20 protein-coding genes are annotated in these 25,360 nt (G+C 72.0%); 15 read left to right on the top strand and 5 right to left on the bottom strand.

Going from position 1 to position 25,360, the window contains the following annotated elements:
- Nucleotides 1-214 precede the first annotated feature (214 nt).
- Both TU31_RS10700 and TU31_RS10695 read left to right on the top strand, forming a co-directional pair.
- Nucleotides 215-1,420, top strand: coding sequence for an acyl-CoA dehydrogenase family protein (locus TU31_RS10700; RefSeq protein WP_042152665.1), 1,206 nt, complete (start codon nt 215-217; stop codon nt 1,418-1,420).
- Nucleotides 1,420-2,439, top strand: a complete 1,020-nt coding sequence (locus tag TU31_RS10695; protein WP_042152663.1) for an acyl-CoA dehydrogenase family protein — start codon at nt 1,420-1,422, stop codon at nt 2,437-2,439. The genes TU31_RS10700 and TU31_RS10695 overlap by 1 nt, the downstream gene beginning before the upstream one ends.
- Nucleotides 2,440-2,467: 28 nt before the next feature.
- On the opposite strand, the gene TU31_RS10690 is transcribed toward TU31_RS10695, so the two are convergent.
- Complete coding sequence (locus tag TU31_RS10690) at nt 2,468-3,073, bottom strand: PadR family transcriptional regulator (RefSeq protein WP_042152660.1); 606 nt, start codon at nt 3,071-3,073, stop codon at nt 2,468-2,470.
- 191 nt (nt 3,074-3,264) lie between these two features.
- Here TU31_RS10690 and TU31_RS10685 point away from each other — a divergent pair, with 191 nt between their 5' ends.
- The 3 genes from TU31_RS10685 to TU31_RS10675 all read left to right on the top strand — a co-directional run bounded on the left by TU31_RS10685 (nt 3,265) and on the right by TU31_RS10675 (nt 8,835).
- The gene (locus tag TU31_RS10685) at nt 3,265-5,496 is read left to right on the top strand and encodes an FUSC family protein (RefSeq protein WP_158894353.1); all 2,232 of its coding nucleotides are present in this window, start codon (nt 3,265-3,267) and stop codon (nt 5,494-5,496) included.
- Nucleotides 5,497-5,782: 286 nt separating this feature from the next.
- The gene (locus tag TU31_RS10680) at nt 5,783-8,341 is read left to right on the top strand and encodes an ATP-dependent Clp protease ATP-binding subunit (RefSeq protein ID WP_042152655.1); all 2,559 of its coding nucleotides are present in this window, start codon (nt 5,783-5,785) and stop codon (nt 8,339-8,341) included.
- Nucleotides 8,338-8,835: a DUF6328 family protein gene (locus TU31_RS10675; protein WP_042152651.1), complete on the top strand. Its 498-nt coding sequence runs from the start codon at nt 8,338-8,340 to the stop codon at nt 8,833-8,835. Before TU31_RS10680 ends, TU31_RS10675 begins: the two co-directional genes overlap by 4 nt.
- An 83-nt stretch (nt 8,836-8,918) precedes the next feature.
- Here the strand turns inward: TU31_RS10675 and TU31_RS10670 are convergent, their stop codons facing one another.
- On the bottom strand, nt 8,919-9,938 hold the full coding sequence (locus tag TU31_RS10670; RefSeq protein WP_245698489.1) for a hypothetical protein: 1,020 nt from the start codon (nt 9,936-9,938) through the stop codon (nt 8,919-8,921).
- Between the two features lie 429 nt (nt 9,939-10,367).
- Between TU31_RS10670 and TU31_RS10665 the strand changes: the two genes are divergently transcribed.
- From TU31_RS10665 to TU31_RS10635, 7 genes are all read left to right on the top strand, one after another.
- Nucleotides 10,368-10,559 (top strand): DUF6381 family protein, encoded by a 192-nt coding sequence (locus TU31_RS10665; protein WP_042152648.1) that lies wholly within the window; start codon nt 10,368-10,370, stop codon nt 10,557-10,559.
- 269 nt (nt 10,560-10,828) lie between these two features.
- The gene (locus TU31_RS10660) at nt 10,829-11,725 is read left to right on the top strand and encodes a DNA/RNA non-specific endonuclease (RefSeq protein WP_078885687.1); all 897 of its coding nucleotides are present in this window, start codon (nt 10,829-10,831) and stop codon (nt 11,723-11,725) included.
- Between the two features lie 18 nt (nt 11,726-11,743).
- Nucleotides 11,744-12,679, top strand: a complete 936-nt coding sequence (locus TU31_RS10655) for an alpha/beta fold hydrolase (RefSeq protein ID WP_042152647.1) — start codon at nt 11,744-11,746, stop codon at nt 12,677-12,679.
- 7 nt (nt 12,680-12,686) lie between these two features.
- A complete protein-coding gene (locus tag TU31_RS39635; RefSeq protein ID WP_042152646.1) occupies nt 12,687-13,814 on the top strand; it encodes a P-loop NTPase family protein in 1,128 nt (375 codons plus the stop codon).
- Complete coding sequence (locus tag TU31_RS10645) at nt 13,795-16,812, top strand: AAA family ATPase (protein ID WP_245698488.1); 3,018 nt, start codon at nt 13,795-13,797, stop codon at nt 16,810-16,812. Before TU31_RS39635 ends, TU31_RS10645 begins: the two co-directional genes overlap by 20 nt.
- Complete coding sequence (locus TU31_RS10640; RefSeq protein WP_042152644.1) at nt 16,809-17,951, top strand: trypsin-like peptidase domain-containing protein; 1,143 nt, start codon at nt 16,809-16,811, stop codon at nt 17,949-17,951. Before TU31_RS10645 ends, TU31_RS10640 begins: the two co-directional genes overlap by 4 nt.
- Before the next feature lie 9 nt (nt 17,952-17,960).
- Nucleotides 17,961-19,025, top strand: coding sequence for a trypsin-like serine peptidase (locus TU31_RS10635; RefSeq protein WP_042152643.1), 1,065 nt, complete (start codon nt 17,961-17,963; stop codon nt 19,023-19,025).
- A gap of 54 nt (nt 19,026-19,079) precedes the next feature.
- On the opposite strand, the gene TU31_RS10630 is transcribed toward TU31_RS10635, so the two are convergent.
- From TU31_RS10630 to TU31_RS10620, 3 genes are read right to left on the bottom strand one after another with little or no spacing between them, the layout of a single operon-like run.
- Entirely contained in the window at nt 19,080-20,117 is a 1,038-nt protein-coding gene (locus tag TU31_RS10630) for an ABC transporter substrate-binding protein (RefSeq protein ID WP_042152641.1), read from the bottom strand.
- Between the two features lie 43 nt (nt 20,118-20,160).
- The gene (locus TU31_RS10625) at nt 20,161-21,033 is read right to left on the bottom strand and encodes an ABC transporter permease (protein WP_042153726.1); all 873 of its coding nucleotides are present in this window, start codon (nt 21,031-21,033) and stop codon (nt 20,161-20,163) included.
- Nucleotides 21,023-21,838, bottom strand: coding sequence for an ABC transporter ATP-binding protein (locus TU31_RS10620; RefSeq protein WP_042152637.1), 816 nt, complete (start codon nt 21,836-21,838; stop codon nt 21,023-21,025). The genes TU31_RS10625 and TU31_RS10620 overlap by 11 nt, the downstream gene beginning before the upstream one ends.
- Before the next feature lie 226 nt (nt 21,839-22,064).
- Here TU31_RS10620 and TU31_RS10615 point away from each other — a divergent pair, with 226 nt between their 5' ends.
- From TU31_RS10615 to TU31_RS10605, 3 genes are all read left to right on the top strand, one after another.
- Entirely contained in the window at nt 22,065-23,798 is a 1,734-nt protein-coding gene (locus TU31_RS10615; protein ID WP_078885686.1) for a sensor histidine kinase, read from the top strand.
- The gene (locus TU31_RS10610; protein WP_042152634.1) at nt 23,795-24,487 is read left to right on the top strand and encodes a response regulator; all 693 of its coding nucleotides are present in this window, start codon (nt 23,795-23,797) and stop codon (nt 24,485-24,487) included. The genes TU31_RS10615 and TU31_RS10610 overlap by 4 nt, the downstream gene beginning before the upstream one ends.
- A gap of 190 nt (nt 24,488-24,677) precedes the next feature.
- Nucleotides 24,678-25,283 carry a GNAT family N-acetyltransferase gene (locus TU31_RS10605; RefSeq protein ID WP_245698487.1) on the top strand — a complete coding sequence of 202 codons (606 nt, stop codon included), beginning with the start codon at nt 24,678-24,680 and terminating at the stop codon, nt 25,281-25,283.
- The last annotated feature ends 77 nt before the right edge of the window (nt 25,284-25,360 follow it).

The following is a 25,360-nucleotide window of genomic DNA, read 5'->3' as shown; positions in this document are numbered from 1 at the left end:
CGGATGGTCTCCGGGCCGGTCCGGGTGCGGGCGATCCGGTCACGGAGCAGCCCGGGCACTCGCGAGCGGCGGGGCCTCGACGCTGCTCATGGCGCTACGTTAACCTACCAAACACTTGTTAGAGAAGGAGCGCGATGGCGATGCCCGCTGCCCACGACAAGACACCCCCGCGCGCCAGGCCGCTCCCCTGGCCACCACCGGAGGCGGACGCCTGATGGACCTCCACTTCACGGCCGCCGAGGAGGAGTTCCGGGCCGATGCCCGCGCCTGGCTCGCCGGCCACGTACCCACCACCCCGCTGCCGTCACTGGAGACCGCGGAAGGGTTCGCCGCCCACCGGCAATGGGAGCACCAACTCGCCGCGGACCGCTGGTCGGTCGTCTCCTGGCCCGAGAAGTACGGCGGCCGGGCCGCCTCGCTCTGGCAGTGGCTGCTCTTCGAGGAGGAGTACTACGCCGCGGGCTCCCCCGGACGGGTCAGCCAGAACGGCATCAGCCTGCTCGCCCCGACCCTGTTCGAGCACGGCACCGAGGAGCAACGCACCCGGGTGCTGGGCCCCATGGCACGTGGCGAGGTCATCTGGGCGCAGGCCTGGTCGGAGCCGGAGGCGGGGTCGGATCTGGCGTCGCTGCGCTCGGCGGCCGTACGGACCGACGGCGGCTGGCTGCTGAGCGGGCAGAAGACCTGGTCGTCCCGGGCCGCCTTCGCCGACCGCGCCTTCGGGCTGTTCCGCAGCGATCCGGACACCGCCCGGCCGCACCAGGGGCTCACCTATCTGATGTTCCCGCTGGACGCCCCGGGCGTGACGGTACGCCCCATCGGCCGCCTCGACGGCAAGCCCGCCTTCGCCGAACTCTTCCTCGATGAGGTCTTCGTGCCCGACACGGACGTCATCGGCGAGCCGGGCCAGGGCTGGCGGATCGCGATGAGCACCACCGGCAAGGAACGCGGTCTGACGCTGCGCAGTCCGGGCCGCTTCACCGCGGTCGCCGAGCGACTGGCCACACTGTGGCGCGAGGCCCCCGAGGGGAGGGCCCCGGCCCTCGGCGACCGGGTGGCCGACGCCCTGATCGGCGCCCGCGCCTACCAGCTCTTCACCTACGCCCATGCCTCCCGGCTCGCCGACGGCGAGGGGGCCGCCCCCGCTCACGCACAGCCGAAAGCGGGCGACCTCGGCGCCGAGTCCAGCCTGAACAAGGTCTTCTGGTCCGAGCTGGACCTCGCCCTGCACGAGACCGCCCTGGACCTGCTCGGCCCGTACGGGATGCTCGCCGACGACGCCGACGAGGCGCCCGCACACGGAAGTTGGGCCGAGGGCTACACCTTCTCACTCGCCGGTCCGATCTACGCCGGCACCAACGAGATCCAGCGCGACATCATCGCCGAGCGACTGCTCGGCCTGCCGAAGGGACGCCGTTGATGCGGTTCCTCCTGACCGATGAGCAGCGGGAGTTCGCACAGGCGCTGGACGGCATGCTGGGCACGTCCGGCACCCCGGCCGTGGCACGGGCCTGGGCGGCCGGCGACCACCGGCCGGGCCGGGCGCTGTGGACGCGGATCGCCGAGGCGGGAGTGTGGGGGCTCGGCGTTCCGGAGCAGCACGGCGGGTCGGGGCTACTGCCGGTCGAACTGGCGCTGTCCTTCGAGCAGTTGGGCCGCCACGCCGTCCCGGGGCCGCTGGTGGAGACGGTGGCGGCGGCCGTTTTCCTGGAACGTCTCGGCGCGAGCACGGAGGCCGGGGAATGGCTGCCGCGGATCGCCTCGGGCGGGGCCGTCCTCAGCCTGTGCGCCGGGGCGGGCCCGTACGCCCGGCACGCGAACGCCGCCGACCCGGCACCGTACGCCCTGGACGCCGACGCCGCCGATGCCGTCCTCGTCATACAGGGCGACACGGTGTGCCGTTCGGACACCCACGGCCCGGTTCAGTCCTCCCTCGACCCGGCCCGGCGGTTGGCCCGCCCGCTCGACGGCACGGTGCTGGCCCGGGGCCCCGCGGTGACCGCGGCCGCCGCGCATGCCGTCGAGGTCGCACGGCTGCTCACCGCCGCACAGTCCCTCGGCCTCGGCCGCGCCCTGCTCGCGGCGACGGTCTCCTACGTCAAGCAACGCACCCAATTCCGGGTACCCGTCGGCTCGTTCCAGGCGGTCAAGCACCGGCTGGCGGACACCCTCATCGGACTGGAATTCGCCCGGCCGCTGGTCCACGCGGCGGCCCTGGCACTGGCGGCCGGTTCCCCATCGGCGGGCCGGGAGGTGGCGGCGGCGAAGGTCGCGGCAGGCGAGGCCGGGTACGCCGCCGCACGCACCGCACTCCAACTCCACGGCGCCATCGGCTACACGGAGGAGCTGCCCCTCTCCCTCTGGATACGCAAGGCCCGCCCCCTGCGCGACGCCTGGGGCACCCCGGCCGACTGCCGCGCCCGGGTCCTGGCGGAGTGAGAGGGAGGCGTGCCCCGCCGCACAGTCCTCAAAGACGCCGCCGTTCCCGCTCGTCCAAATCGGCCAGCATGGCGTCGGCCAGGTCGCGTTCGGCGGCGTAGTAGCGCTCCGACCACTTCAGGACCAGGGCGGGACAGGCCCAGGCCTCCTCGTCGCGAGTGTCCTCGGCGTCCACCTCGGCGCGTTGCCGCATGGTTTCCGCGTACTGGCGGTGTTGGCCCAGTACGTCGCGCATCCGGTCGGTCTCCAGTAGGTGCCCGAGCCACATGCGCAACATCACGCCGTGTTTGAGGACGGGGGGCTCCACGGGTGCCTCGCGGGCCCAGTGGCGTACTGCCGCCATTCCGGCATCGGTGATCACGTAGACGCGCTTGTCGCGGTTGCCGGTTTCCTGGGCGACCATCCGCGAGGTGACATAACCGACCTTCTCCAGACGCTTCAGCTCACCGTAGATCTGGCTGAAGGACGGGCTCCAGTAGAAGAGGCGCAGCGACCAGTCGGACCATTTCTTCAGGTCGTAGCCGGACAGCTCCTCGCCGAAGGAGAGCAGGCCCAGTACCGCCCAACTGGTCGCCGGCAGCGCCGGTCGCTCGGCATCGCCGGTGTCCGCCCTCGTCTCCGTCACGTGCGGCATCCTACGGTCCGCGCCCCTCCGCTCATCGCCAACTGCCGTTCCGCTCCTTGGCATTCCTGCTAGAGCTATGCCGGTTGGAAATACTGCGGGGAGACGGTCTCGGTGCGGTACAGGGCGCTGCGGGGCGGGAGGGGCGGGAGTGGCAGGCGTCACGCGGTGCGGACCCGGACCCGCTGGCCAATAGTGGAAAGGTGAGTTCGCAGCAGGAGGGTTCTCCGGGGTCCGGACCGCGGCGTTCGGCCGGTGGCCCCGTCAGGGCCGGGTTGCGCAGGCTGCGCTACCTGCTGGAGCACGGCAAACACGGAGTGCAGGGGCACCACACGGTGGTCGGCAACGCGGTCCGGGTGACGGTCGCTTCCTGTGCCGCCTTCTATCTCTGCCGCTACGGGCTCGGGCTGACCGTGATGTCCGTCTACGCCACCTTCACCGTGGTGTCGCTCGGTGCGCTCGCCCGGATTCCGGGCTCCGGACGGCAGCGTGCCACGACCGTCCTCACCGCGCTCCCCGCCGGGCTCGTGCTGATCACGCTGGGCACCCTGCTCGCCGTCCAGACCTGGGCAGCCGTCGTCGGCATGCTCGTCATCGGCTTCATGGTGGCCTACGCGGGCACCACCGGCCCGCGGATCGCGGGGGCGGCGCCGGGGATGCAGCTGCTCTACATCCTGCCGTGCTTCCCGCCGTACGCCCCGGACACCCTGGGGCAGCGGTTGTCCGGCTTCCTGCTGGGAGCGGTCCTGCTCGCCCTGGGCGAGCGCTTCGTGATGCCCGAACCGGACACCCCGTCCTTCCGCCGGCTGCTGGCCGACGCCGCGGACGCCGCCGCGCGCCTGGCGGACCACCACGGCGGGCTTCCTCCCGTACAGGCGCTCGCCGCGGCGCGCACGGCCGGTGAGGCGCTGCGTCCCTCCTGTGTGCCGCCCGCCGACCGGCCCGCCTCCCCCGGCGTCGCCCACAAGGCCATGGCGCACGCCGCCGAGTCCGTGCGCACCCTGCTGGCGCGGCTGGACGCCCTGCACACCGGGGCCGGGCCGCAGCGGGAGTACCAGCCGGAGACGGTGGCGCTGCTGGAGCGCATCAGCGTCGCCGCCCGTGAGGCGGCGGGCGCGCTGCGGCAGCGGAGGAAGCGGCTGCGGCCCGGCGAGGGACCGTCCGCCAAGGCCCTCCAGGAGGAGCTGGCCCCGGTCCGGGCGCACCGGGCCGTGGACACCCTGGAACGGCTCAGCACCGATGACCGGCTGGTCTATCTGCGGCGCCGGTCCCAGGTGGTGCAGGCCGCCGACTGTGCCGTCGTCCTCGTCCTGGCCACCCGGCTGATGCTCGGTGACCGTTCCGTCGAACGGAACCCCGCCGGGCACACCTTCGCGTACGCGCGGGCCGGCGCCCTCGAGCTGTGGTGGCAACGGCTGACCATGCACCTCACCCCTCGCTCGGTGATCTTCCAGAACGCCTGCCGGTTCGCGCTCGGGCTGGCCGCGGCGCGGGCCATCGCCGGTCTCCTCGACCTCCAGCACGGCTTCTGGGTCCTGCTCGCCACGCTCACCCTGACCCGTACCACCAGCCTGGAGACCTGGTCCGCGGTCCGGCAGGCGCTGACCGGCACGCTGGTCGGCGCGGTGCTGGCCGGCGGGATGCTGGCGCTGGTCCACGACCGGGACACGGTGTACGCCATCGTCCTGCCCGTGGTCATGCTGGTGGCGTTCACCGCGGGGCCGTTGCGCGGGCTGGCCTGGGCGCAGGGCGGCTTCACGCTGGTCGTCGCCACGCTGTTCGCCCAGGTCTCCCCCGTCACCTGGCAGCTGGCGCCGGTGCGGCTGGTGGATGTGCTGGTCGGCAGCCTGATCGGGCTGGCCTGCGGGCTGGTGGCCTGGCCACGGGGCGCGAGCGGCGAGGTGCGCCGCAGCATGGCGACGCTGTGCTCGGCCATCGCCGACACCATCGGGCACACCACCACGCGGGTCGTCGAACGCTCCGGCAGCACCGAGCTCTTCGCCCTCAACCGGGCCCTCAGCCTCGCGCAGGAGAGCCTGGCCCAGTACCAGTCCGAGCCACGGGAGGACACCGTGCAGCCGGACTGGCCCACACTGCTGGTCGCCGGGAAGGACGCGCGGCGCGGTGAGCGGCTGCTGCCCGGCCGCCCCGGCCGGATCGCCTCGCCGGAGGTCGGTGCCTGGCTACGGCACGCGGCCGACCGGACGGCGGCCGCCTACCGGTCCCTCGCCCAACACCTCCGCACGGACGACGGCACGCCCCGGGACGACCCGCAACCGCTCGACATCCGCGCCCTGTTGGCGGTCGCCCCGGCCATCCCGCACCACAGCCCCGACACGGAGACCCGCGCGCTCTCCGCCGCGCTGCTGCTCGACTCGGTGATCTGGCTCGACGCGCTGACCGCCGATCTGCCCCGTCTCCACAAGGAGATGTGACGTCGTCGCCGCCGGGCCCGGGGAGCATTGCCGCCGCGGCCGCGCGCCGTCCGGTGCCGTGGTGCGCGTCGGGCCGGACGTATGAACACCGGGAGGGGCGGGCCCGGCTCCCGTCGCCCGGGTGCGGATGGAGTTGCTGGCCCTGATCCTGAAGCAGTGGGGCCGCGTACGACGTGTCGCATCGCGTCTCCCGGGCACCCGGCAGGGCAGGAGCACGAGGCAACAGCACAAGGCACCCGACAAGGCAGCATGTCGCGGTACCGCCGTGACAGCGGAACGGACACACATGAGCAATGGATTCATGGGTCCGGAGGGTTACGGCCCGGACCCGTTCGGTGACTTCCTCGCGCGCTTCTTCGGTTCCGCGCAGTCCGCCGGCGGCGAGCAGGGCAAGGGCATGCCCCGGCAGGCGGACATCGCGCGCATGATGAGCGCCCCCGCCCGGGATCTGGTGACCTCCGCAGCCGCCTACGCCGCCGAGCACGGCAGTCCGGAGCTCGGCACCGAGCACCTGCTGCGGGCCGCCCTGGCGTCCGAACCGACCCGCAGCATGCTCCAGCACGCCGGGGCGGACCCCGACGCGCTGGCGGCCGAGATCGACCGCGCCGCCGGTTCGGGCCCGAAACAGTCCAGCGTCGCCGTGACGCCCGCGGTCAAGCGGGCGCTGCTGAGCGCGCACGAGCTGGCACGGGACAACGGTGCCTCGTACATCGGCCCGGAGCATGTGCTCGACGCCCTGGCGGCCAATCCGGACTCGGCGGCGGGGCGCATTCTCAACCTCGCCCACTTCGAGCCGCAGGGCACCCCGCCGGGCGGCCACGGCGCCCCGCACCCGGGCTCCGAGCACGGCGCCGCACCGAAGCACGACACCCCGACGCTCGACAAATACAGCCGCGATCTGACCGACCTGGCCCGCGCGGGCCGGATCGACCCGGTCATCGGCCGCGGCGAGGAGATCGAACAGACCATCGAGGTGCTCTCCCGCCGGGGGAAGAACAACCCGGTGCTGGTCGGCGACGCCGGAGTCGGCAAGACGGCGATCGTCGAGGGCCTGGCCCAGCGCCTCGCCGACGGGGACGTCCCCGAGACCCTGGCGGGGCGCCGCGTCGTCGCCCTGGACCTGACGGCGGTGCTCGCCGGGACCCGCTACCGCGGTGACTTCGAGGAGCGGATGAACGGCATCATCGAGGAGGTCCGGGCGCACCCCGACTCGCTGATCGTCTTCATCGACGAGCTGCACACCGTCGTCGGGGCCGGCGGCGGCAGCGGGGACGGCGGTTCCCTGGAAGCGAGCAATATGCTCAAGCCCGCCCTGGCGCGCGGGGAGCTGCATGTCATCGGCGCCACCACGCTGGAGGAGTACCGGCGGCACATCGAGAAGGACGCCGCGCTGGCCCGTCGCTTCCAGCCCATCCTCGTGCCCGAGCCGAGCGTCTCCGACACCGTGGAGATCCTGCGCGGACTACAGGACCGCTACGAGGCACACCACCAGGTGCGCTACACGAAGGAGGCGCTGGTGGCGGCGGTCGAGCTCTCGGACCGCTACATCGCCCACCGTTTCCTCCCCGACAAGGCGATCGACCTGATCGACCAGGCCGGCGCCCGGGTCCGGCTCCGTACGGGTGCCAAGGCGACCGATGTGCGCGATCTGGAGCGTGAGGTGGAGCAGCTGGTCAGGGACAAGGACCAGGCGGTCGCCGCGGAGCAGTACGAACGGGCCACCGAGCTGCGGGACCGGATCGCCGACCTCACCGCGCGGATCGAGGCCGGGCAGGCGGAGCCGCCGAGCGACTGCCACATCGTGCAGGTCACCGCGGAGGACATCGCGGAGATCGTGTCGCGGCAGACCGGCGTGCCCGTGAGCAGTCTGACCCAGGAGGAGAAGGAACGGCTGCTGAAGCTGGAGGAACGGCTGCACACCCGGGTGATCGGGCAGGACGACGCGGTGACGGCCGTCTCCGACGCGATCCTGCGCTCGCGGGCCGGGCTCGCCGACCCGGCCCGCCCGATCGGCAGCTTCCTCTTCCTCGGCCCGACCGGCGTGGGCAAGACCGAACTGGCCCGTGCGCTCGCCGAGGCGCTGTTCGGCAGCGAGGAGCGCATGGTGCGGCTGGACATGAGTGAGTATCAGGAGCGGCACACCGTCAGCCGGCTGGTGGGCGCGCCCCCGGGATACGTCGGCCACGAGGACGCCGGCCAGCTGACCGAGGCGGTGCGCCACCACCCCTATTCGCTGCTGCTGCTCGACGAGGTGGAGAAGGCTCATCCCGATGTCTTCAACATGCTGCTCCAGGTCCTCGACGACGGGCATCTGACCGACTCCCAGGGCCGCACGGTCGACTTCAAGAACACCGTCATCGTGATGACCAGCAACCTCGGCTCCGAGGCGCTCAGCGGCGGTCGCGGGGTGCTCGGTTTCGGCCCGGACATCTCGGGGGCGGAGGCCGGCGACGGCGCGCGGGAACGGGCGCTGAGTTCCTTGCGTGAGCACTTCCGCCCGGAGTTCCTGAACCGGCTCGACGAGATCATCGTCTTCCGCCGGCTCACCGACGATCAGCTGCGCCAGATCACCGAGCTGCTGCTCGACGGGACCCGCCGCAGGCTGCACTCCCAGGACATCGCCGTGGAGTTCACCCCCGGCGCCGTGGACTGGCTCACCCACCGCGGCCACCAGCCCGAATACGGGGCCCGGCCGCTGCGCCGCACCATCCAGCGCGAGATCGACAACATGCTCTCGCGGCTGCTGCTCGACGGCGCCCTGGCGAACGGGGACGAGGTGCGCATCGAGGTGGAGGCCAATGAGCTGGCGTTCCGTACCGGCAAGAGACAGCAGGAGTCCGGGTGACGCCACTCGGCCCGCGTGACACGTCCCAGGGACGCCATGAGTCGCCGGAGGAGCGTGCCGACCGGCGGTGGAACGAGCTGCTGCAAGAGGTGCGGGTCATCCAGACCGGGGTGCAGATCCTCTTCGGGTTTCTGCTCACCGTCGCCTTCACCCCGCGCTTCCCCACGCTCAGTCAGACCGACCAGACCATCTACGTGGTGACGGTCCTGCTGGGGGCGGCCACGACCGGCGCGCTGATCGGGACGGTGACCTTCCACCGGCTGGTCACCGGGCACCGGCTGAAGCCGGAGACGGTGGTCTGGGCCGGGCGGCTGGCCATGGTGGGGATCGTGCTCCTGCTGGCGACGGTCGCCTCCGCACTGCTGCTGATCCTGCGCATCGCCATGGACGACACCGCCGTCCCCTGGATCGTCACCGGACTCGTCGCCTGGTTCATGCTCTGCTGGTTCGCGCTGCCCGCCTGGGTGCTGCACCGGTACTCGGACCGGGAATGAGCTGCCGCACCACGGGCAAGGGCGCGGGCCGGGACCACATGAGGTCCCGGCCCGCGCCCTGAGCGGCCGTGTGCTGTCGGCGGTCACACGCCCGCGGCGGCCGCGCCCATACGGCGCGGGCGGTAGAGAAGCGCCGCACCCGCGAGCCCGGCGCTGACGATCGCCAGCCCCACCGCGAGCAGTTCGGGCCACATGCCGGTGTCGCCCAGGCCGCTGCCCAGTGGGGCGAAGACCCCGGCGCGGGACAGGGCGTGCAGGGCGATGATGATCATCGCCGCGGCGGCACTCACCGTCCAGACCAGGGCGGTGTCGTGCATCGCCAGCCAGCCGGCCAGCAGCAGGTAGACGATGGCGATGGCCATCGAGAGCCCCGCGGTCGCCTGGGCGCCCTGGAGGTGCGTCGAGTTCACCGGCAGATGGCTCAGCCCGCACAGCGCCAGCGCCAGGGCCGCGGGCCAGCGCAGGACGGACCGCAGCACACCGGGCATCGCATAGCCCGGCTGGCGGGGAGTTTCGTCCGCGGGGGCCCAGCGCGGACCGCCCTGCGGCGTAGGGCTCGCGGACCGCTGGGCCCACGGGGGGCGACTGGGCGGCTGGTTCATCGGGGCTTCGCTCTGCGCGCCGTACAGCGGCTGTCCGTCGCGGCCCAGGGGGCGGACGTCGGGGTCGAGGACGTGCATGGACGCGGTGCGCTCCGGTTCGAGGGGATCACCGGGGCCACCGGGACCGCCCGGGCCACCGAAGCCACCGGGGCCGGGCGGGAACTGCTCGACGAGGCCGTGGACATCGGCGCCGCCGTCTCTCGCCCCGCCGAACAGCTCGATCAGCTGGGCGACCTCCTCCACGGATCTGTCGACGGCCACCGCGCGCAGGGCCTCATGGCTCGATTCCGCGGTGTGCGGGGTGGCTCTGAGCATGTCGAAGAGCGCGGCGACCTCGCTCACCGGCCGGGAAACGACCGCCATACGCAGGGCTTCGTCGCCGGGGTTGGGCACGTCGCCACTGCGCTTGAGCCGTTCCACCAGGGCGGCGACTTCCTCCAAGGGCCGATGGGTGACTGCCTCCCACAGAAGTGTGCGGGCCGAGTTTTTCTCAGGGGTCATGGGCGGAAAGTGCTCGCCGGGTTCTGTCGAGGACAGTTCGGCGTCGCCCCCACAAAGAGCTGGTTCGGATGACATGGAGGGACTCCACTGAACGAGGGGAGCGTCAAACACCAGAAGCGCTGACACTCGGCGGACTGTGAGCGTGCTGTGCTTCAGCCAACGTCCCTACTGGCCGCTCTCGCCATTCAGGAAGGCCATCCGGTGGAGACACGCCGAAATGCCCGGGCGCGCCGCGGTCGGCGGTCCCGTCCCGGCCGGACTCGGTCCGGTTGCGGACACGCCGGGAAACGGCATGAGCGGCGCCTGTTCCGCTCCGGAAATCACGCCCGGATACCCGCCCATACGGAGCGTGATTACCGAGGTGCCAAGGGCCGTCGACCCTGTTTAGCTGGTAAGTGCAGCTCTCCATACACCGTTCAAGGACAGATCATGAGCGCATCAGGAGAATCCCGCGCACGAATCCAGCAGATGCGTGACAAGGCCCAGGAACTCCAGGCCGCCGCGGAGCGGACCAGTGACCCGGAGGAGCAGAAGCGGCTCCGGGAGAAGGCGCGCAGGCTCCGGTCCCAGAGCGAGCAGGAAAGCGGTATGGCCAGCGGAGACATCTACCCCGCCGACTGAAGGCCACGGTGCTCGCCCGAGGAGCGGAAGCACGGATGGAGACGGCGGACGGGACGCACCCCTTGGGCGCGTCGCGTCCGCCGTGTTCCGTCACACCGTGAAGGGCCGCTGCTTGCGTTCCATGGCCCGCCGGCGTCCGTACGCGGCGCCGCGCCCCACCGCCTGACCGGTTCCTCCGCGGCCGGAGCGGCGCCGGTGCGCCCGGCTGTTCGAGTGGCTTCGAGGTGGGCACCGATCGGCGGTCCGCACCACCGGGAAGCGCTAATCCCATGATCCCATCAGACTCCCCGCGGGCCGCCGGTCCGGCGGCCGGGACCACCTTCCGGCCGCCGCTGGCGGACCGCGCGGGCTATGACGAGCACTTCCTCGGGGTTCCGGTGCCGCTGCCGATGCCCAGCCGCCCCGAGGTGGCGACGGTGGTGCTGCCCTACACCCACTTCACCGTGGTGCTGCGTCCTGACCGGCGGATGGCGGCGGCCACCGCGGTCTGCATCGATGGCCGGCGTCTGCTGGATCATGTGCCGCGGGAGAGCAGCTGGCAGTTCGATCCGCGGCTGGACAAGGCGCACCAGGCGGGCAATGACCTGTACCGCGACAACTCGCTGGACAAGGGACATCTGGTGCGCCGGCTCGACCCCGTGTGGGGTGCGGCCGCGGAGGCGGACCAGGCCAACGAGGACACCTTTCACTACACGAACGCGGCCCCGCAGGCGGACGTCTTCAACCAGGGCAAGAAGCTGTGGCAGGGGCTGGAGAACTATCTGCTCGACCACGCCGCCGACTTCGACCGCAAGCTCGCCGTGCTGACCGGGCCGGTACTGCACGACTCCGATCCGCCGTACCGGGGCGTGCAAGTGCCGCTGCGCTTCTGGAAAGTGGCGGCGTTCCTTCAGGACGGCGCGCTGGCGGCGACGGGGTACGTCCTCGACCAGAGCCCCGATCTGACCCGGGACGCGGAGCGGGCGCTGGCCGGGGCGCAGGCGGGCGCGCCGCCGCCGCTGGGGGCGTTCCGGACGTTCCAGGTGCCGGTGCGGGATGTCGCCGAGCTGACCTCGCTGGACCTGGGGCCGCTGCCCGACGTCGATCTGATGCCCGTCACCCTTGCGCCGGCCGAGCGCTGGAAGCGGCTCGCGTCGCACGACGACATCGTGCTGCGGCGCGGCTGAGGCCGGGAGGCGCGAGCGATGCGACCCAGGGTCGTCTACGTCCACGGGAACGGGAACAAGGTCCGCTCGGAGCTGCTCAAATCGCAGTGGGACACGGCGCTGTTCGGCCGGGACATGGCCGAGGCCTCGCGGATGGCGTACTGGGCCCCGGTGCGCTATCCGGAGCCGCTCCCCGACCTGCGGCCGGATCCGCTGGACGGCGGTTCCGAGCTGATCGAGGAGACGCCGGCCGCCGTGGACCGGGCCGCGACGGAGCCGCCGGAGGACTTCGTGGCGCGCACGCTGGGGGAAGCGCGGCTCGAAGCCGGGGAGTTCGCGCTGGAGGGACGGGCCGGGGCCGATGAGAGCGCGCTGGTCGACTGGCTGCGGAAGATGACCTACCTCGCGGACACGCTGGCACAGGCCGGCGAGCCCGAGGAGCCCGGTGCAAAGCTGCCGCTGGAGACGCTGCCGCTGCCCCGGACCGGCCGTACGGCGGTGTTCCGGCTGCTGGTCAAGCACGCCTTCAAGGACGTGCACGGCTATTTCTTCGGCGGGTCGGGGCCGGCGATGCGTGAGGTGGTCGAGGAGACGCTGGCGGGGGTGGACGGCGGCCCGCTGGTGGTGGTCGGGCACAGCCTGGGCACGATCCTCGCCTACGAGGTGCTGATGGAGCAGGGGCGGGAGGTGGAGCTGCTGGTCACCGTGGGATCGCCGCTGGCGATCACCGAGGTGCAGGACCATCTGGCGCGGCCGCCGGCGGTCCCGGCCGGGGTCGCGGCCTGGCACAACGCCTCGGACCTGCGGGATCTGGTGGCTCTCGACCACACCTTGCGGCCCGAGTTCGCCCCGCAGGAACGGGTCACCGATCTGCTGGTCACGAACGACAGCGGCAATCACCACGGCATCAGCGAGTATCTGTCGCAGCACGAGGTCAGGGCACCGGTTCAGCGGATCTTCGACGGTACCGGGTAGGTGCGGTATGCCGTTGACCGAAACGGAGTGGGACCTGGTCACCACATGGGCGCGGAACTATCTGCTCGACACCACCGATCCGCATACCCAGCTCGCCCAGTACGGCTTCCCGCCGGAATTCATCGGCGGGCTGCGGCTGACGCAGATCAGCTCGGACAACGCCCGCGCCCTCGTGCACCAGTCCCGCACGGACATCCAGCGGCAGCTGCGGCTCGTCGAGGCCCTCACCACCGTCGACCGGCTGGCCGTGCTTCCGGACATCGTGAAGGCACAGGAATTCCTGGGCCGGCTGCGGGAGGACTTCCGTGCCCATGCCGCGCGGGACAACTTCCGTACCTGCGTGCTGAAGAACGGCGCCGAGGCCTTCATCGACCGCCAGGACCTGCGGGAGACCCTGCGCCGGTTCGTCGGGGACCCGCACAAGTTCATTCTGCTGGTCGACGGCGAGCCGGGCAGCGGCAGGTCGTACACCTATAACTTCCTCCGCCACATCGGACAGCACGCCGGATTCCGTCCGGTGCGGGTCACCCTGTCGCACACCGCCACCGCCGCCAAGGTCGTCCGGCGGCTGGCCGATTTCGTCGCCGATCCGCAGGAGGGCGCCGCACCGCTGAATCCCACGGAACTCAACGACCCGCTGCCGTCGATCGATGAGGCCGCGCACTGGGTGGCCGGCCGGGCCACCGCCGTCGAGGAACGGCTGTGGCTGGTCCTCGACGAATGCGACAAGCTCGATCCCAGCTCCGATGTGTGGGACTTCATCGGACAACTCGGCATGGCCATCTACGAGCACGCCGCCGTCCGCGGCGACCAGGCACCCCGGCTGGTGCTCCTCGGGTACGGGCGCTCGATGCGTCAACTCCCTTACGACCTGCGGGGAAATCTGGCCTGGGACACCGCGCGGATCGCCGAACCCGACGATCTGCGCACCTTCTTCGACCAGGCATTCCATGAGTCGCCACCGGAGATGCTCGGTACGGGGCAGCTCCGGGAATCCGCCATCACCGCGCTCGTGGACGCGGCCGTGCACGAGGTGCTCCGGGCCACCGGGCCCAACGGGGCGGACCGCGAAAGCTATATGCGCAAGCTCTGCACGGCAGCGGAGGGGGCCATCCGTGTCTACCAGTCCCTCTGACGGTCGCCCGCTGGACCCTGCCGCGGCACGGGAGTTGTTCGTCGCCCGGCTGCGCGCGGAGCTGCACCCGGGCGACGAGCGGCCCCAGGAGGTCTCCGACGCCCGCCGCGCCTACCGGGAGGCGGTCTGTCTGCTGAGCCGTTTCGATCCCCAGCGGCTCCGGCTGCCCGGCGAGGAGACCGCCACCGGCGGCGCGGTCCTGGAACTGGTCGACGACTGTACGACCCTGGGGATGCAGGACCAGGCCGGGTGGTCCCTCAAGTCCGATGTCAGGGACCGGACGCTCCGGGGGCTGGCCGGGCCCGCGGCCGCCCGGCACGTCCTGGAGTGCCATCTCGACCAGCTCCCCGGCGAACCCGGTCCGGAACGCTTCGCGCTGGCCTATCTCTCCGGCCACCCGCCGGAGACGGACCGGCTGACCACCGACGAGCTGGCCGATGCCCTCCAGGCGGTGCTGTGGCTCTCACGGGTCCCGGGCACGACCGGGCTGCCGGATCTCGCGGAGCTCCAGCTCACCCTGGAGCGGGCCAGGCTGCTCGATCCCCTGAAGCGCCTCGTACGGTCGCCGTTCCAGGGGCGTACCCGCGAACTCGCGGAGCTGCGGGACTATGTCGTCCCGTCCGTCGGGCCCACTGCGCCCGGCGCCCGGCCGGGCGGTGCTCCGCAGCATCCGGGCCCGGTCCCTCCGCTGGTGGTGCACGGGCCCGGCGGGATGGGCAAGACCACCCTCCTCGCCAAGTTCGTGCTCGACACCCTCCACGACCCGGCCGGCTGCTTCCCGTTCGCCTATATCGACTTCGAGCGGCCCACCCTCTCCATCCAGGAACCGCTCACGCTGATCGCCGAGGTGGCCCGGCAGCTCGGCATCCAGTTCCCGGCCCACCGCGCCGAGCTGGACGCGCTGGCGCACGAGTGCCAGGAGGCGGCCCGCAGCCAGCGGGAGGGGCAGGAGCGGGTGAGCCAGCTGCATGAACTCGCCACCACCCGGGCGGTGCTGGGGCGCCGCTCGTCGCAGCAGTTCCAGTCGCTGGCCGCCGGACGGGAGACCGATCTGATCCGCCGGCTCGCCGAGGTCCTGCGGCGGGCGGTGGCGGAGCGGAAGGACGGGGAGCATGCGCAGGACCCGCCGTTCGCGCTGGTCGTCGACTCGTTCGAGGAGGCTCAGTACCGCGGTTCGCCAGTGGTGGGCCGGATGGTGGCGATCTATCTCTCGTTCCAGAGCATCTATCCGCGGATGCGGCTCATCGTCTCCGGGCGGGCGCCGGTGGAGCATCCGGCGAAGACCGTCGAATCGCTCGGCATCGAGCTCGGTGAACTCGATCCGGAGGCGGCCGTCGGCCTGCTGACGTCCTGCGGGGTCAAGGACCCGGAGGTGGCCCGTGCGCTGGCGGACCGGGTCGGTGGCCATCCGCTCAGTCTGAAACTGGCCGCCCGCGCCGCCACCCTCGCGGGCGCCGGGGCCGAGCGGACCTGCGAGCTGATCCGCAGCCTGCCCGAACGCCGTCATCAGGTCTTCCGCGGGGTCGACCAGCTGCTGGTCCAGGGGATTCTCTACGACCGCATCCTCAGCCACATCAGCGACGAGGACGTCCGCCGGCTCGCCCACCCCGGGCTGGTGCTCCGGTTCATCACCCCGGAGATCATCCAGGAGGTGCTCGCCGAACCGTGCGGGCTGCGGGTGACGACCCCGGACGAGGCCCGCGCGCTCTTCGCGGAGCTCAGCCGCCTGGACCTGGTCGAGCCGACCCGCCCGGACGCCGTGCGCTACCGCAGCGATGTCCGCGCCATCATGCTGCGGCTGCCGGGCGGCGACCGTACCGCCGTGATGCGCGAGGTCGAGCGGCGCGCGGTCGAGCACTACGCCGCGCGCGACGGCCTGGAGGCCCGGGCCGAGGAGATCTACCACCGGCTGCGGCTCGACGAGAACCCGCGCTCGGTGGAGGAGCGGTGGCTGCCGGGTGTCGAACAGTTCCTGGCCGGGGCGCAGCAGGACATGACGCCGAGAGCCGCGGGCCTGCTGACCGCCCGGCTCGGCGGCGGCACCCCCGATCAGGTCGCGGCGGGCGCCGACCAGGAGGACTGGGAACGGATCGCGGCCCGCGAGGTGGAGGATCTGCTCGCACAGGGCTACGCCCAGGCGGCCTTCGACCGGCTGGGCAGACGACAGCCCTGGACACCGTGCAGCCCCCTGCACGCCCTGCTCGCCGAGGCCCTCAACCGGCTCGGCCGGCAGGATGAGGCCCGCCGGGCCACGGCGGAGGCCATCGACACGGCGGAGCGCGCGGGGTGCGGGGAACGCCGGCTGGAGCTGCTGCTGCTCTCCGCCCGGCTCTCGGAGGAGGCCGGCGACCTGGCGAGCGCGGGACGTGCGCTGCGGATCGCGGAAGACGTCGCGGTCGGTCTGGGGCAGGACCTCGAAGCGATGGGCGCGCTGCTGGCCCGCGCCCGGCTGACGGCGGGCGCGGACGGCGCCGACCCGGAGGCGGACCGGGAACTCGCCGAGCGGCTGCGGCAGTTGCCCGATGCCGTGCTCGCCGACCGGCCGGTGCTGGTGCGCGCGGTCGCCTCGCAGATCTACGACCGGGCGCCCGGCGCGCTCGACCATGCGCTGGAGGTGGTGGGGCTGCCCGCCGACGACGAGACACTGGACGCGCTGGGCGCGGCGATGCGCCGCGCGACCAGCCGGCAACCGGCGCTGCTGGGCCGGGTGATGGAGATCCTCGACGAGGCGGCGGGACCGTCCCGGCAGCCGTCCGGCGGCGCGCCGACCGGTATCGCCGGGATTTTGCGGCTGGCCCGGGACCGCGGCACCCTCGACACGCTCGCCCGGCGGCTGCTGGCGGTCCCCGACAAGAGCGGGGAGATCGTCGCCGGGGTGGCCGCGGCCATGGGCGTGGGCACCGGTGCCCGGACGGCGGGCCACGCGGCCTCCGGGCCGGAGCACGGGGGCCGTCCCCAGGACGAAGGGAGCGGCCCCGCGGGGCCGGAGGACCGATGACCGCCTATCTCTCGCCCGACGAGATCCGCCGGGTGCTGGACGCCGCGGTGGAGACCGGGCTCGCCGACCCCACCGTCCGGCCGCTGCTGCTCGACGGCATCATGCCCCGCTACCGCAGCACGCTGCCGCTGCATCCGGCGCCCGGGCGGCAGACGCACTCCGACCTGAACGAGATGAACCGGGTGGAGCGGCTGGTGGACGGCTCGGTGCCGCTGGAGATCTGGCTGCGCAACGCCGTCGCCGAGACCACCGAGGCCGCACCACTCACCGTGTTCCAGAAGGCGCTGGACGATGTGGCGCGGCAGGCGGGCGGTGAGCCGGATGTGCTGGCCGGGCTGCCCTCGCCCACGGCGGAGATCAAGGAACAGATCGTCCACCGGGACGACACGGTGCCGATCGGCTTCCTCCGCGGTGGTGAGCTGGCGGGCGGCGCGGTGGCCCGGCTCAAGGTGCCGCCGTACCAAGGGGGCGCTCCGCTCCGGCCCAACGGCTTCCCGCACTCCGGTACGGGGTGGCTGATCGCGCCGGATCTGCTCGTCACCAACCACCATGTGGTCAACGCCAGGGCCGGGACCGGGGCGGGGCGGCCGCTGGCCGACGCCGGGGACCTGGGCCTCCAGGCTCAGCACACCCTTGCCCGGTTCGACTTCGACACCGAGGACGTGGAGACGGCGGAGGCCGCCGTCAGCGCACTCGTCGCCGCGGACGCGGAGCTGGACTACGCCGTGCTGCGGCTGGCCGCCGAGCCCGCGCGGCCGGTGCTGAAGCTGGCGGCGGAACCGCTGCGGGTCACCGGCGGCGACTATGTGGCCGTCAACATCATCCAGCACCCGGGTGGCCAGCCGAAGCGGGTCGCGCTGCGCAACAACCTCGTCTACGAGGCGGACGAGACCGATGTCCGCTACTTCACCGACACTCGGGGCGGGTCCTCGGGGTCGCCGGTCTTCACGGACGACTGGCAGGTGGTGGCGCTCCACCGGGGGACGCGGCGGGTGGAGAACGTGCAGTTCCAGGGCAGGACGACGGCCTTCGTCAATGTCGGCACCCAGATGCGCAGCATCATGCGCCATCTGCAGACCAGCAGTCCCGGTGTCCATGCCGAGATCGAGACGGCGCAACAGGCCGCCCAGCGCGGCTGAGGAGGCGAGATGCACAGTCGGCGCAGATCACCGGTGGCGGCCGGTCCGGAGCAGGTCTTCTCGGATCTGCGGGAGGTCGCGGCGCGGGTGAAGGAGGGGCTGACCTGGGAGATCCCGGAATCTCTGGAGGAGTTGCCCGCAGCGGAGCTGCCCGCCGGGCAGATCGCGCAGTTCGCCCAGCAGGAGCGGGCCCGGGTGCTGTCGGCGGGCGTCAGCGGTCTGGAGAAGCTCGCCGAGGGGCGGGCGGACGAGATCGGCGACGACGAGTCCTTCGGTATGGAAGCCATCGTGCTGCTCGAAGGCCGCCCCGCCATCCTCGTCCAGAACCATGACTTCGCACCGCAGCAGGGTGACTGGGCGGTGCTGGACGGACACCGGGCGGCGATCCGGGAGTCGCTCTCGCGGGTGGGCCGGGTCGAGCTGTCCGGGCATCTGAGCCTGGACTGGCTGGGTACGGCGTTCCTGGTCGGTCCGGACGTGGTGTTGACGAACCGTCATGTGGCGGCGGAGTTCGCCCGTGGCGACGGCGCCGGCTGGACCTTCCAGCAGGGCATCAGCGCCCGGCTCGACATGGGCGAGGAGTACGGCGGGGACGCGGAAGGCGGCGGCCCCGCCTATGACGTCGTCGAGGTGCTGGGCATCCACGAGGACGTGGACCTGGCCCTGCTGCGGGTCGCGCCGCCGGCCGGAGGCGGGGCGCTGCCCGCGCCGCTGGCCGTGGCCGCGGACGCGCCCGCCGATCTGCCCGGTCGTCCGGTGTACTGCGTCGGCTATCCGGCGTACGACGGCCGGCGCAATGAGCCGGAGTCGATGCGCCGGATCTTCATGGACATCTACAACGTCAAGCGGCTTCAGCCCGGCACCGCCACGGAGCTGGTGCCGGGCCAGAACATCATCAAGCACGACTGTTCCACGCTCGGCGGCAACAGCGGCTCCCCCGTCATCGACCTCACCGACCACCGGGTCCTGGGGCTGCATTTCGGCGGCCGCTACGGCTTCGGCAACTTCGCCGTACCGCTGTGGCAGCTGGTGGAGGATCCGCTGCTGGCCCGGGCGGAGATCAACTTCGTCTGAGCCGCCGCGCGTCCGCGGGGCGGCCCGGTCCGCCGGTCAGCCCGGTCCGCTCGGTCAGCCCGACTTCTTGACGAACTCGGTGGTGTAGGTCTTCTTCAGATCCACCGTGGCGTTCTTGAGGTTGGGGTTGAAGGCCTTCAGCACACGCTCGACGGTCGCGGGCCCCTCGGCGGGCATCACGCCGTCCTCGGTGAACATCGGCAGGGTGTCCTTGATCGCCTGGGCGTACAGCTTCTTGCCGCCCTGGGCGTAGTCGGCGGGCATCTTCGCGGCGATCTGCTCGGGGGTGTGCGTGGACATCCACTTGAGGGTCTTCACCAAGGCGTTGGCGAGCTTGTGCACGGTCTCCTTGTGGCTGTTCACCCAGTCGGTGTTCATGTAGAGGCTGGACGAGGGGTAGGGGCCGCCGAGCGCCTTCTGCGAGCCCTCGGGGGTGCGCATGTCGAGCAGGACCCTGCCGAGGCCCTTGTCCACGATCTGCGCGACCGTCGGATCCGTCGTCATCCCGCCCTGGATGGAGCCCTGTTGGAGGGCGGCGATGAAGGTCTGGCCGGCGCCGACCGCGACCGGGGTGAACTCGTTCGTCCGCACACCGTTCTTCACCGCGAGGTATTTGGTCAGGAAGTCGGTGGAGGAGCCGAGGCCGGTGACGCCCAGCTTCTTGCCCTTGAAGTCCTTGGGTGAGGTGAGCTCACCGGCCGCCTTGTTCGAGACGACCTCGACCTCGCCGGGGGCATGCGCGAGCTGTACCACCGACTCGACCTGCTTGCCCTTGACCTGAAGATCGAGGGTGTGGTCGTAGAAGCCGACGACGCCCTGGACGTCACCGGAGACCAGCGAGGTGGTGGCCTGTACACCGGCCGGTTCGGTGAGCAGGGTGACGTGGACGCCTTCGTCCTCGAAATAGCCGAGTTGCTGGGTGAGTCTCGCGGGCAGATAGATGACCTTGTCGAGCCCGCCCACCATGATCTTGATCTTGCCGTTCGCGTCGTCCGAGGCGCCGGCCCCGGACGCGCCGCCGCAGGCGGTGAGGGTGGTCAGGGCGAGAGTGGCGGCGGCCAGAGCGGCCGGGAACTTCCGTGCGGTGCGCATGGGTCACGTCCTTGTGAGGTGGGAACGGGTCGGTGGGATGGACTCAGCGGCCGCCCTCGGGATCGGCGGGCTTCCAGCGGAAGAGCCGCCGTTCGAGGAAGGCCAGCAGCCCTTCGGCGAGCAGCGCGACCACCGCGAGGATCACCATGGCGGCGTACACCCCGGCCGCGTTGAAGGTGCCCTGGGACGCCGAGACCAGCAGGCCGAGGCCCTTGGTCGCGCCGATGTACTCGCCGACGATCGCGCCGATCAGCGCGAAGCCGAAGCTGACATGCAGGCTGGTGAAGATCCACGAGGTGGCGGAGGGGATGACCACGTGCAGGGTGACCTGGCGGTTGCTCGCGCCGAGGATCCGGGAGTTGGCGACCAGGTTGCGGTCGACCTCCCGGGCGCCCTGGAAGGCGTTGAAGAAGACCGGGAAGAAGACGAGGACGACGGCGGAGGCGACCTTGGAGGCCGGTCCGAGGCCGAACCAGATGAGGAAGATGGGGGCGAGCACGATCCGCGGGAGGGCGTTGAGCACCTTGATGTACGGGCCGAGCACATCGGCGAGGAAGCGGATCCGGCCGAGCGCGATGCCCAGCACCACACCGCCGATGACACCGATCACCCAGCCGAGCAGCGCCTCGTGGAGCGTGTACCAGATCTGCTCCCACAGCGAGCCCTGCGGGGTGCCGTGCAGCGCCCACTGGCTCATCTGGTCCCAGATCTTCGAGGGCATCGAGAAGTTGAACGGATCGATGACGGCGGCCCGGGCCAGCCACTCCCACAGCCCGAGCAGCCCGACGAGCAGCAGCACCCGGGTGCCGTGGACCAGGAATCTGTGCCGGCGCGCGGCCCGTTCCCTGGTCCGGGAGCGGTCCGTACGGCCCGCGCCGGCCGGGGTCTTGGCCGGGGCGACGGTCTCAGGCGACATCTGCGGCACCCCTCTCGCGGGTGATCCGGACTTCTTCGCCGAGCGAGGACCAGATCTCCCGGTAGATCTCGATGAACCTCGGCTCCAGCCGGACCGATTCGACCTTCCGGGGGCGTGGCAGACCGATCTCGAAGACCTCCTTCACGGTCGCCGGGCCGGCGGTCATGACCACGACCTTGTCGGCGAGGGCGATGGATTCCTCCAGGTCGTGGGTGACGAAGACGACGGAGGCGCCGGTCCCCGACCACAGCTCCAGGAGTTCGTCCGACATCAGCGCCCGGGTCTGGACGTCGAGCGCGGAGAACGGCTCGTCCATGAGCAGGAGTTCGGGGTCGTTGACGAAGGTCGCGGCGAGGGCGACCCGTTTGCGCTGTCCGCCGGAGAGCTGGTGCGGATAGCGGTCCTCGAAGGCGGCCAGCCCGACCCGGGCCAGCCAGTCCCGCGCCCGCTGCCGGGCCTCCGCCTTCGGTACGCCGCGGAAGCGGGGACCGGCCATCACGTTCGACAGCACGGTGCGCCAGGGGAAGACAGCGTCCTGCTGGAAGACGAACCCGATCTTGTCCCCGATGCCGCGGACCGGCTCACCGCCGACCAGCACCTCGCCTTCCGTGGGCTCCTCCAGGCCGCTGACCAGCGTCAGCGTGGTGGACTTACCGCACCCGGTGGGCCCGACGACCGCGACGAACTCACCGCGCTCGACGACCAGATCCAGATCCCGGACGGCGGTGTGCAGCGCCCCCGACGGCGTCCGGAATGCCTTGCTCGTACCCCGCAGTTCGATCGCGGGGCTCGTGTGGCTGCTCATGGCCCGCGAGGCTAGGAGCGATACGGGCCGCAACGGCAGCCTTGTGGGCGCAAGCCGCCTTTCTGCGCGCAAACCCTGTTGTGCTCATTTTGCTCACGCTAGAACCACTAAGGGGCTACCAGGGGGTACACAGGTGCTCACGCACGGCTTACGGTGCCGGCACCCCCAAGAAAAAGGAAGATTCGGTTCCGCAAGAGTGCGGAGGGCCGGAGACAAGGGAGAGCCCATGCGGATCCGCTGGCCCCGACGGGTCTTTGCGCAGGTACTGACCGCGCAAGTGGCCCTGACCACCGGGGTCATGGTGCTCGCCACCAGTCTCTTCCTCGCCCCGCTCGGCACCGAGCTGGACGACCAGGCGATGCGCCGGGCACAGTCCATCGCCCAGACCACCGCCGCCGACCCGGACCTCGCCCGGGAGCTGGTCGCCTCCGCGCCAGACACCCACGGACCGGTGCAGGCCGCCGCGGAGCGGATCCGTACCGCGACCGGCGCGCTGTACATCGTGGTGATGGACACCCGCGGAGTGCGCTGGTCGCACACCCACCCCGCCGAGATCGGCCGGCATGTCTCCACCGACCCGAGCCGGACCCTCGCCGGACGGCAGGTGCGCCAGATCGACACCGGCACGCTGGGGCGTTCGGCCCGCGCCAAGGTGCCGCTGCGCGACGCCCGCGGCCGGATCGTCGGCGCGGTATCGGTCGGGATCGCCTACGACAGCGTCCGGGAGCGGCTGCTCGGCACCATCCCCGGGCTGCTGCGGTACGCGGGCGCCGCGCTGGCCGTCGGGGTGCTGGCCGCGATCGTGCTCTCCCGCCGGCTTCGCCGCCGGACGCACGGGGTGGCGTTCGCCGACATCTCCGCACTGCTCGAAGAGCGCGAGGCGATGCTGCACGGCATTCGCGAGGGGGTGGTCGCCGTCGACCGGCGCGGCCGGATCCGGCTGGTCAATGACGAGGCCGGACGGCTGCTGGGGCTGGACGGCCGGGCCGCCGGCCGGGCGCTGGAGGAGGTGCTGCCGCCGGGCCGGACGACGGAGGTGCTGGCCGGGCGGGTGGCCGGCCCGGATCTGCTGGCCGTCAGCGGCGGCCGGGTGCTGGTCGCCAACCGTATGCCGACCCAGGACGGCGGGGCGGTGGTGACGCTGCGGGACCGTACCGAGCTGGAGTTGCTGGGCCGTGAACTGGACAGCACCCAGGGGCTGTTGGACGCGCTGCGGGCCCAGGACCACGAGCACGCCAATCAGTTGCACACCGTGCGCGGGCTGCTGGAGCTCGGCCGGTACGAGAAGGCGGTGGAGTTCGTCACCGAAGCGGCCAGTGCGCAGCGGGCGTCCGCGGAACAGATCGCGGAGCGGGTGTCCGATCCGCTGCTGTCCGCGCTGCTCGTCGGCAAGGCGGCGATCGCGGCCGAACGCGGTGTGTCGCTCCGGGTGTCACCGTCGACGCTGCTGCCCGACACCGTGGTCGACCCGCGCGACCTGGTGACGGTGCTGGGCAATCTCCTCGACAACGCGCTGGACGCCGCCGCGGAGCGCCGCTGCGCCGAGCCGTTCGTCGAGGTGGAGCTGCGGGCCGAGCGCAGCACCGCCGTACTGCGGGTCTCGGACACCGGGCCGGGGGTGCCGCCGGAGCTACGGGAGCGGATCTTCGCCGAGGGCTGGTCGACCAAGGCCGCCCGGCCCGTTGCCGGGGAGGGAGCGCCCGCGGGCCCGGTGGCCTTCCACCGCGGCCGGGGCATCGGCCTGGCACTGGTGCGCCGGCTCGCCGAACGCTATGGCGGGATGGCCAGGGTGACCGCCCGCGCGGGCGGCGGCGCGGTCTTCACCGTCGTCCTGCCCGAGGCCCTCGCCCCGGAGGACGCCTCGGTGCGGGGCGCGCCCCGGCGTCCGGAGCGCCCGGAGCGCCCGGAAGGCATGGAGTCACGGAAGCGAAGACCCTTGGGGAGCGGAACCTCACGATGATCGATGTCCTGGTCGTGGACGATGACTTCCACGTCGCCGAGATCAATGCCGCGTATGTGTCCCAGGTGTCCGGCTTCCGGGTCACCGGCCGCGCACACACCGCCGCCCAGGCGCTGGCCACACTGGAGCGCACCCATGTCGATCTGGTGCTGCTCGACCACTATCTGCCCGACGAGACGGGCCTGAGCCTGGTCCGGCGGCTGCGGCAGCTCGGCCACCGCACCGACGTGATCATGGTGACGGCGGCCCGGGACGTCGGCACGGTCCAGGACGCGATGCGCTCCGGGGCGCTGCAATATCTCGTCAAACCGTTCGGCTTCTCCGGTCTGCGCACCAAGCTCGACGGCTATGCCGCCCTCCGCCGGACCGTCGAGGGGATAGGCGGCCGCGGCGAGGCCGGCCAGGAACAGGTGGACCGGATCTTCGGCGCCTTCCGGACCACCGACTCCCCGCACACCGAGCTCCCCAAGGGGCACTCGGCCGCGACCGTCGACCTGATCCGCCGGGTCCTGGGCGCGTCCGGACACCCGCTGTCCGCCCACGAGGTCGCCGAACGCGCCGGTGTCAGCCGCTCCACGGCCCAGCGCTATCTGAAGCACCTCGAACGCAGCGGCCACATCATCCTCACCCTGAAATACGGCGACACCGGGCGCCCCGAACACCGCTACCGCTGGGCCGGCACCCACTGACCGCCCCGGCCCGGTGCGCCCCGTCGATCGCCCCCGGCCCGGTGCGCGCCGTCCCGCAGTCGCCGCACAGCCGGCGCTCGCGGGACCCGGCCGGCTCCCCCGGCGCTCCCATACCCCTTGGCCGCAGGCGGAGTTGCTCCCTCCGCCGCTCCATGGCAGCGGACGCCGACCGCCCCCTAGGCTGCCGATCATGAATCCGACGACACATAACGGAATGGACCCCGAGCCCGAGATCCTGGACGCCCTCCAGCTGGCCGCCGACGCGGACCGGGCGACGGACTTCGCCGAGGCGGCCCACCGGATCCTGGCGGACCTGGTCAGCGGCGGCGCACCGCTCGGCTGGGTCGACCCGCCCGGACGGGGCGAGGTGGCGGAGCTGGTCGACCGTGTCGTGCGTGCCGCCCACACCGGGGACGGGGCGCTGCGGGCGGCGTACGCGGGCCCCCGGCTGGTCGGGCTGGGGTACTGGCTGCGCTATGCCCGTCCGACCAATCGGCAGCACGCGGATCTGGAGAAGATCGCGGTGGCCTCCGAGGCTCATGGCCAGGGCCTCGGACGGTCGCTGACCAGCGCCTTGGTCGAGGACGCGCGGGGTGCGGGGATCGAGGTCCTCACCCTGGACGCCCGGGCCGACAACACCAGGGCACTGACCCTCTACCGGTCGCTCGGCTTCCGTGAGTACGGCCGGCTGCCCGACTTCGTGGCGATGGGCGGACGCCGCTACGACAAGGTCTTCTACATGCTGGACTTCCGCGGCGACGGACGGCACGACGGGGAATGGCCGCACCCGCAGTAGCGGATCCGGCACGGAGCGGAACGACATCGGGAGGGAGGGGCGCGGGACTCCCGGGTCCGGGCCCGGATCCGAGGATG

It is taken from the genome of Streptomyces lydicamycinicus, assembly GCF_000829715.2.
GTDB lineage: Bacteria > Actinomycetota > Actinomycetes > Streptomycetales > Streptomycetaceae > Streptomyces > Streptomyces lydicamycinicus.
This window is presented reverse-complemented; position numbering and strand designations above follow the sequence as displayed.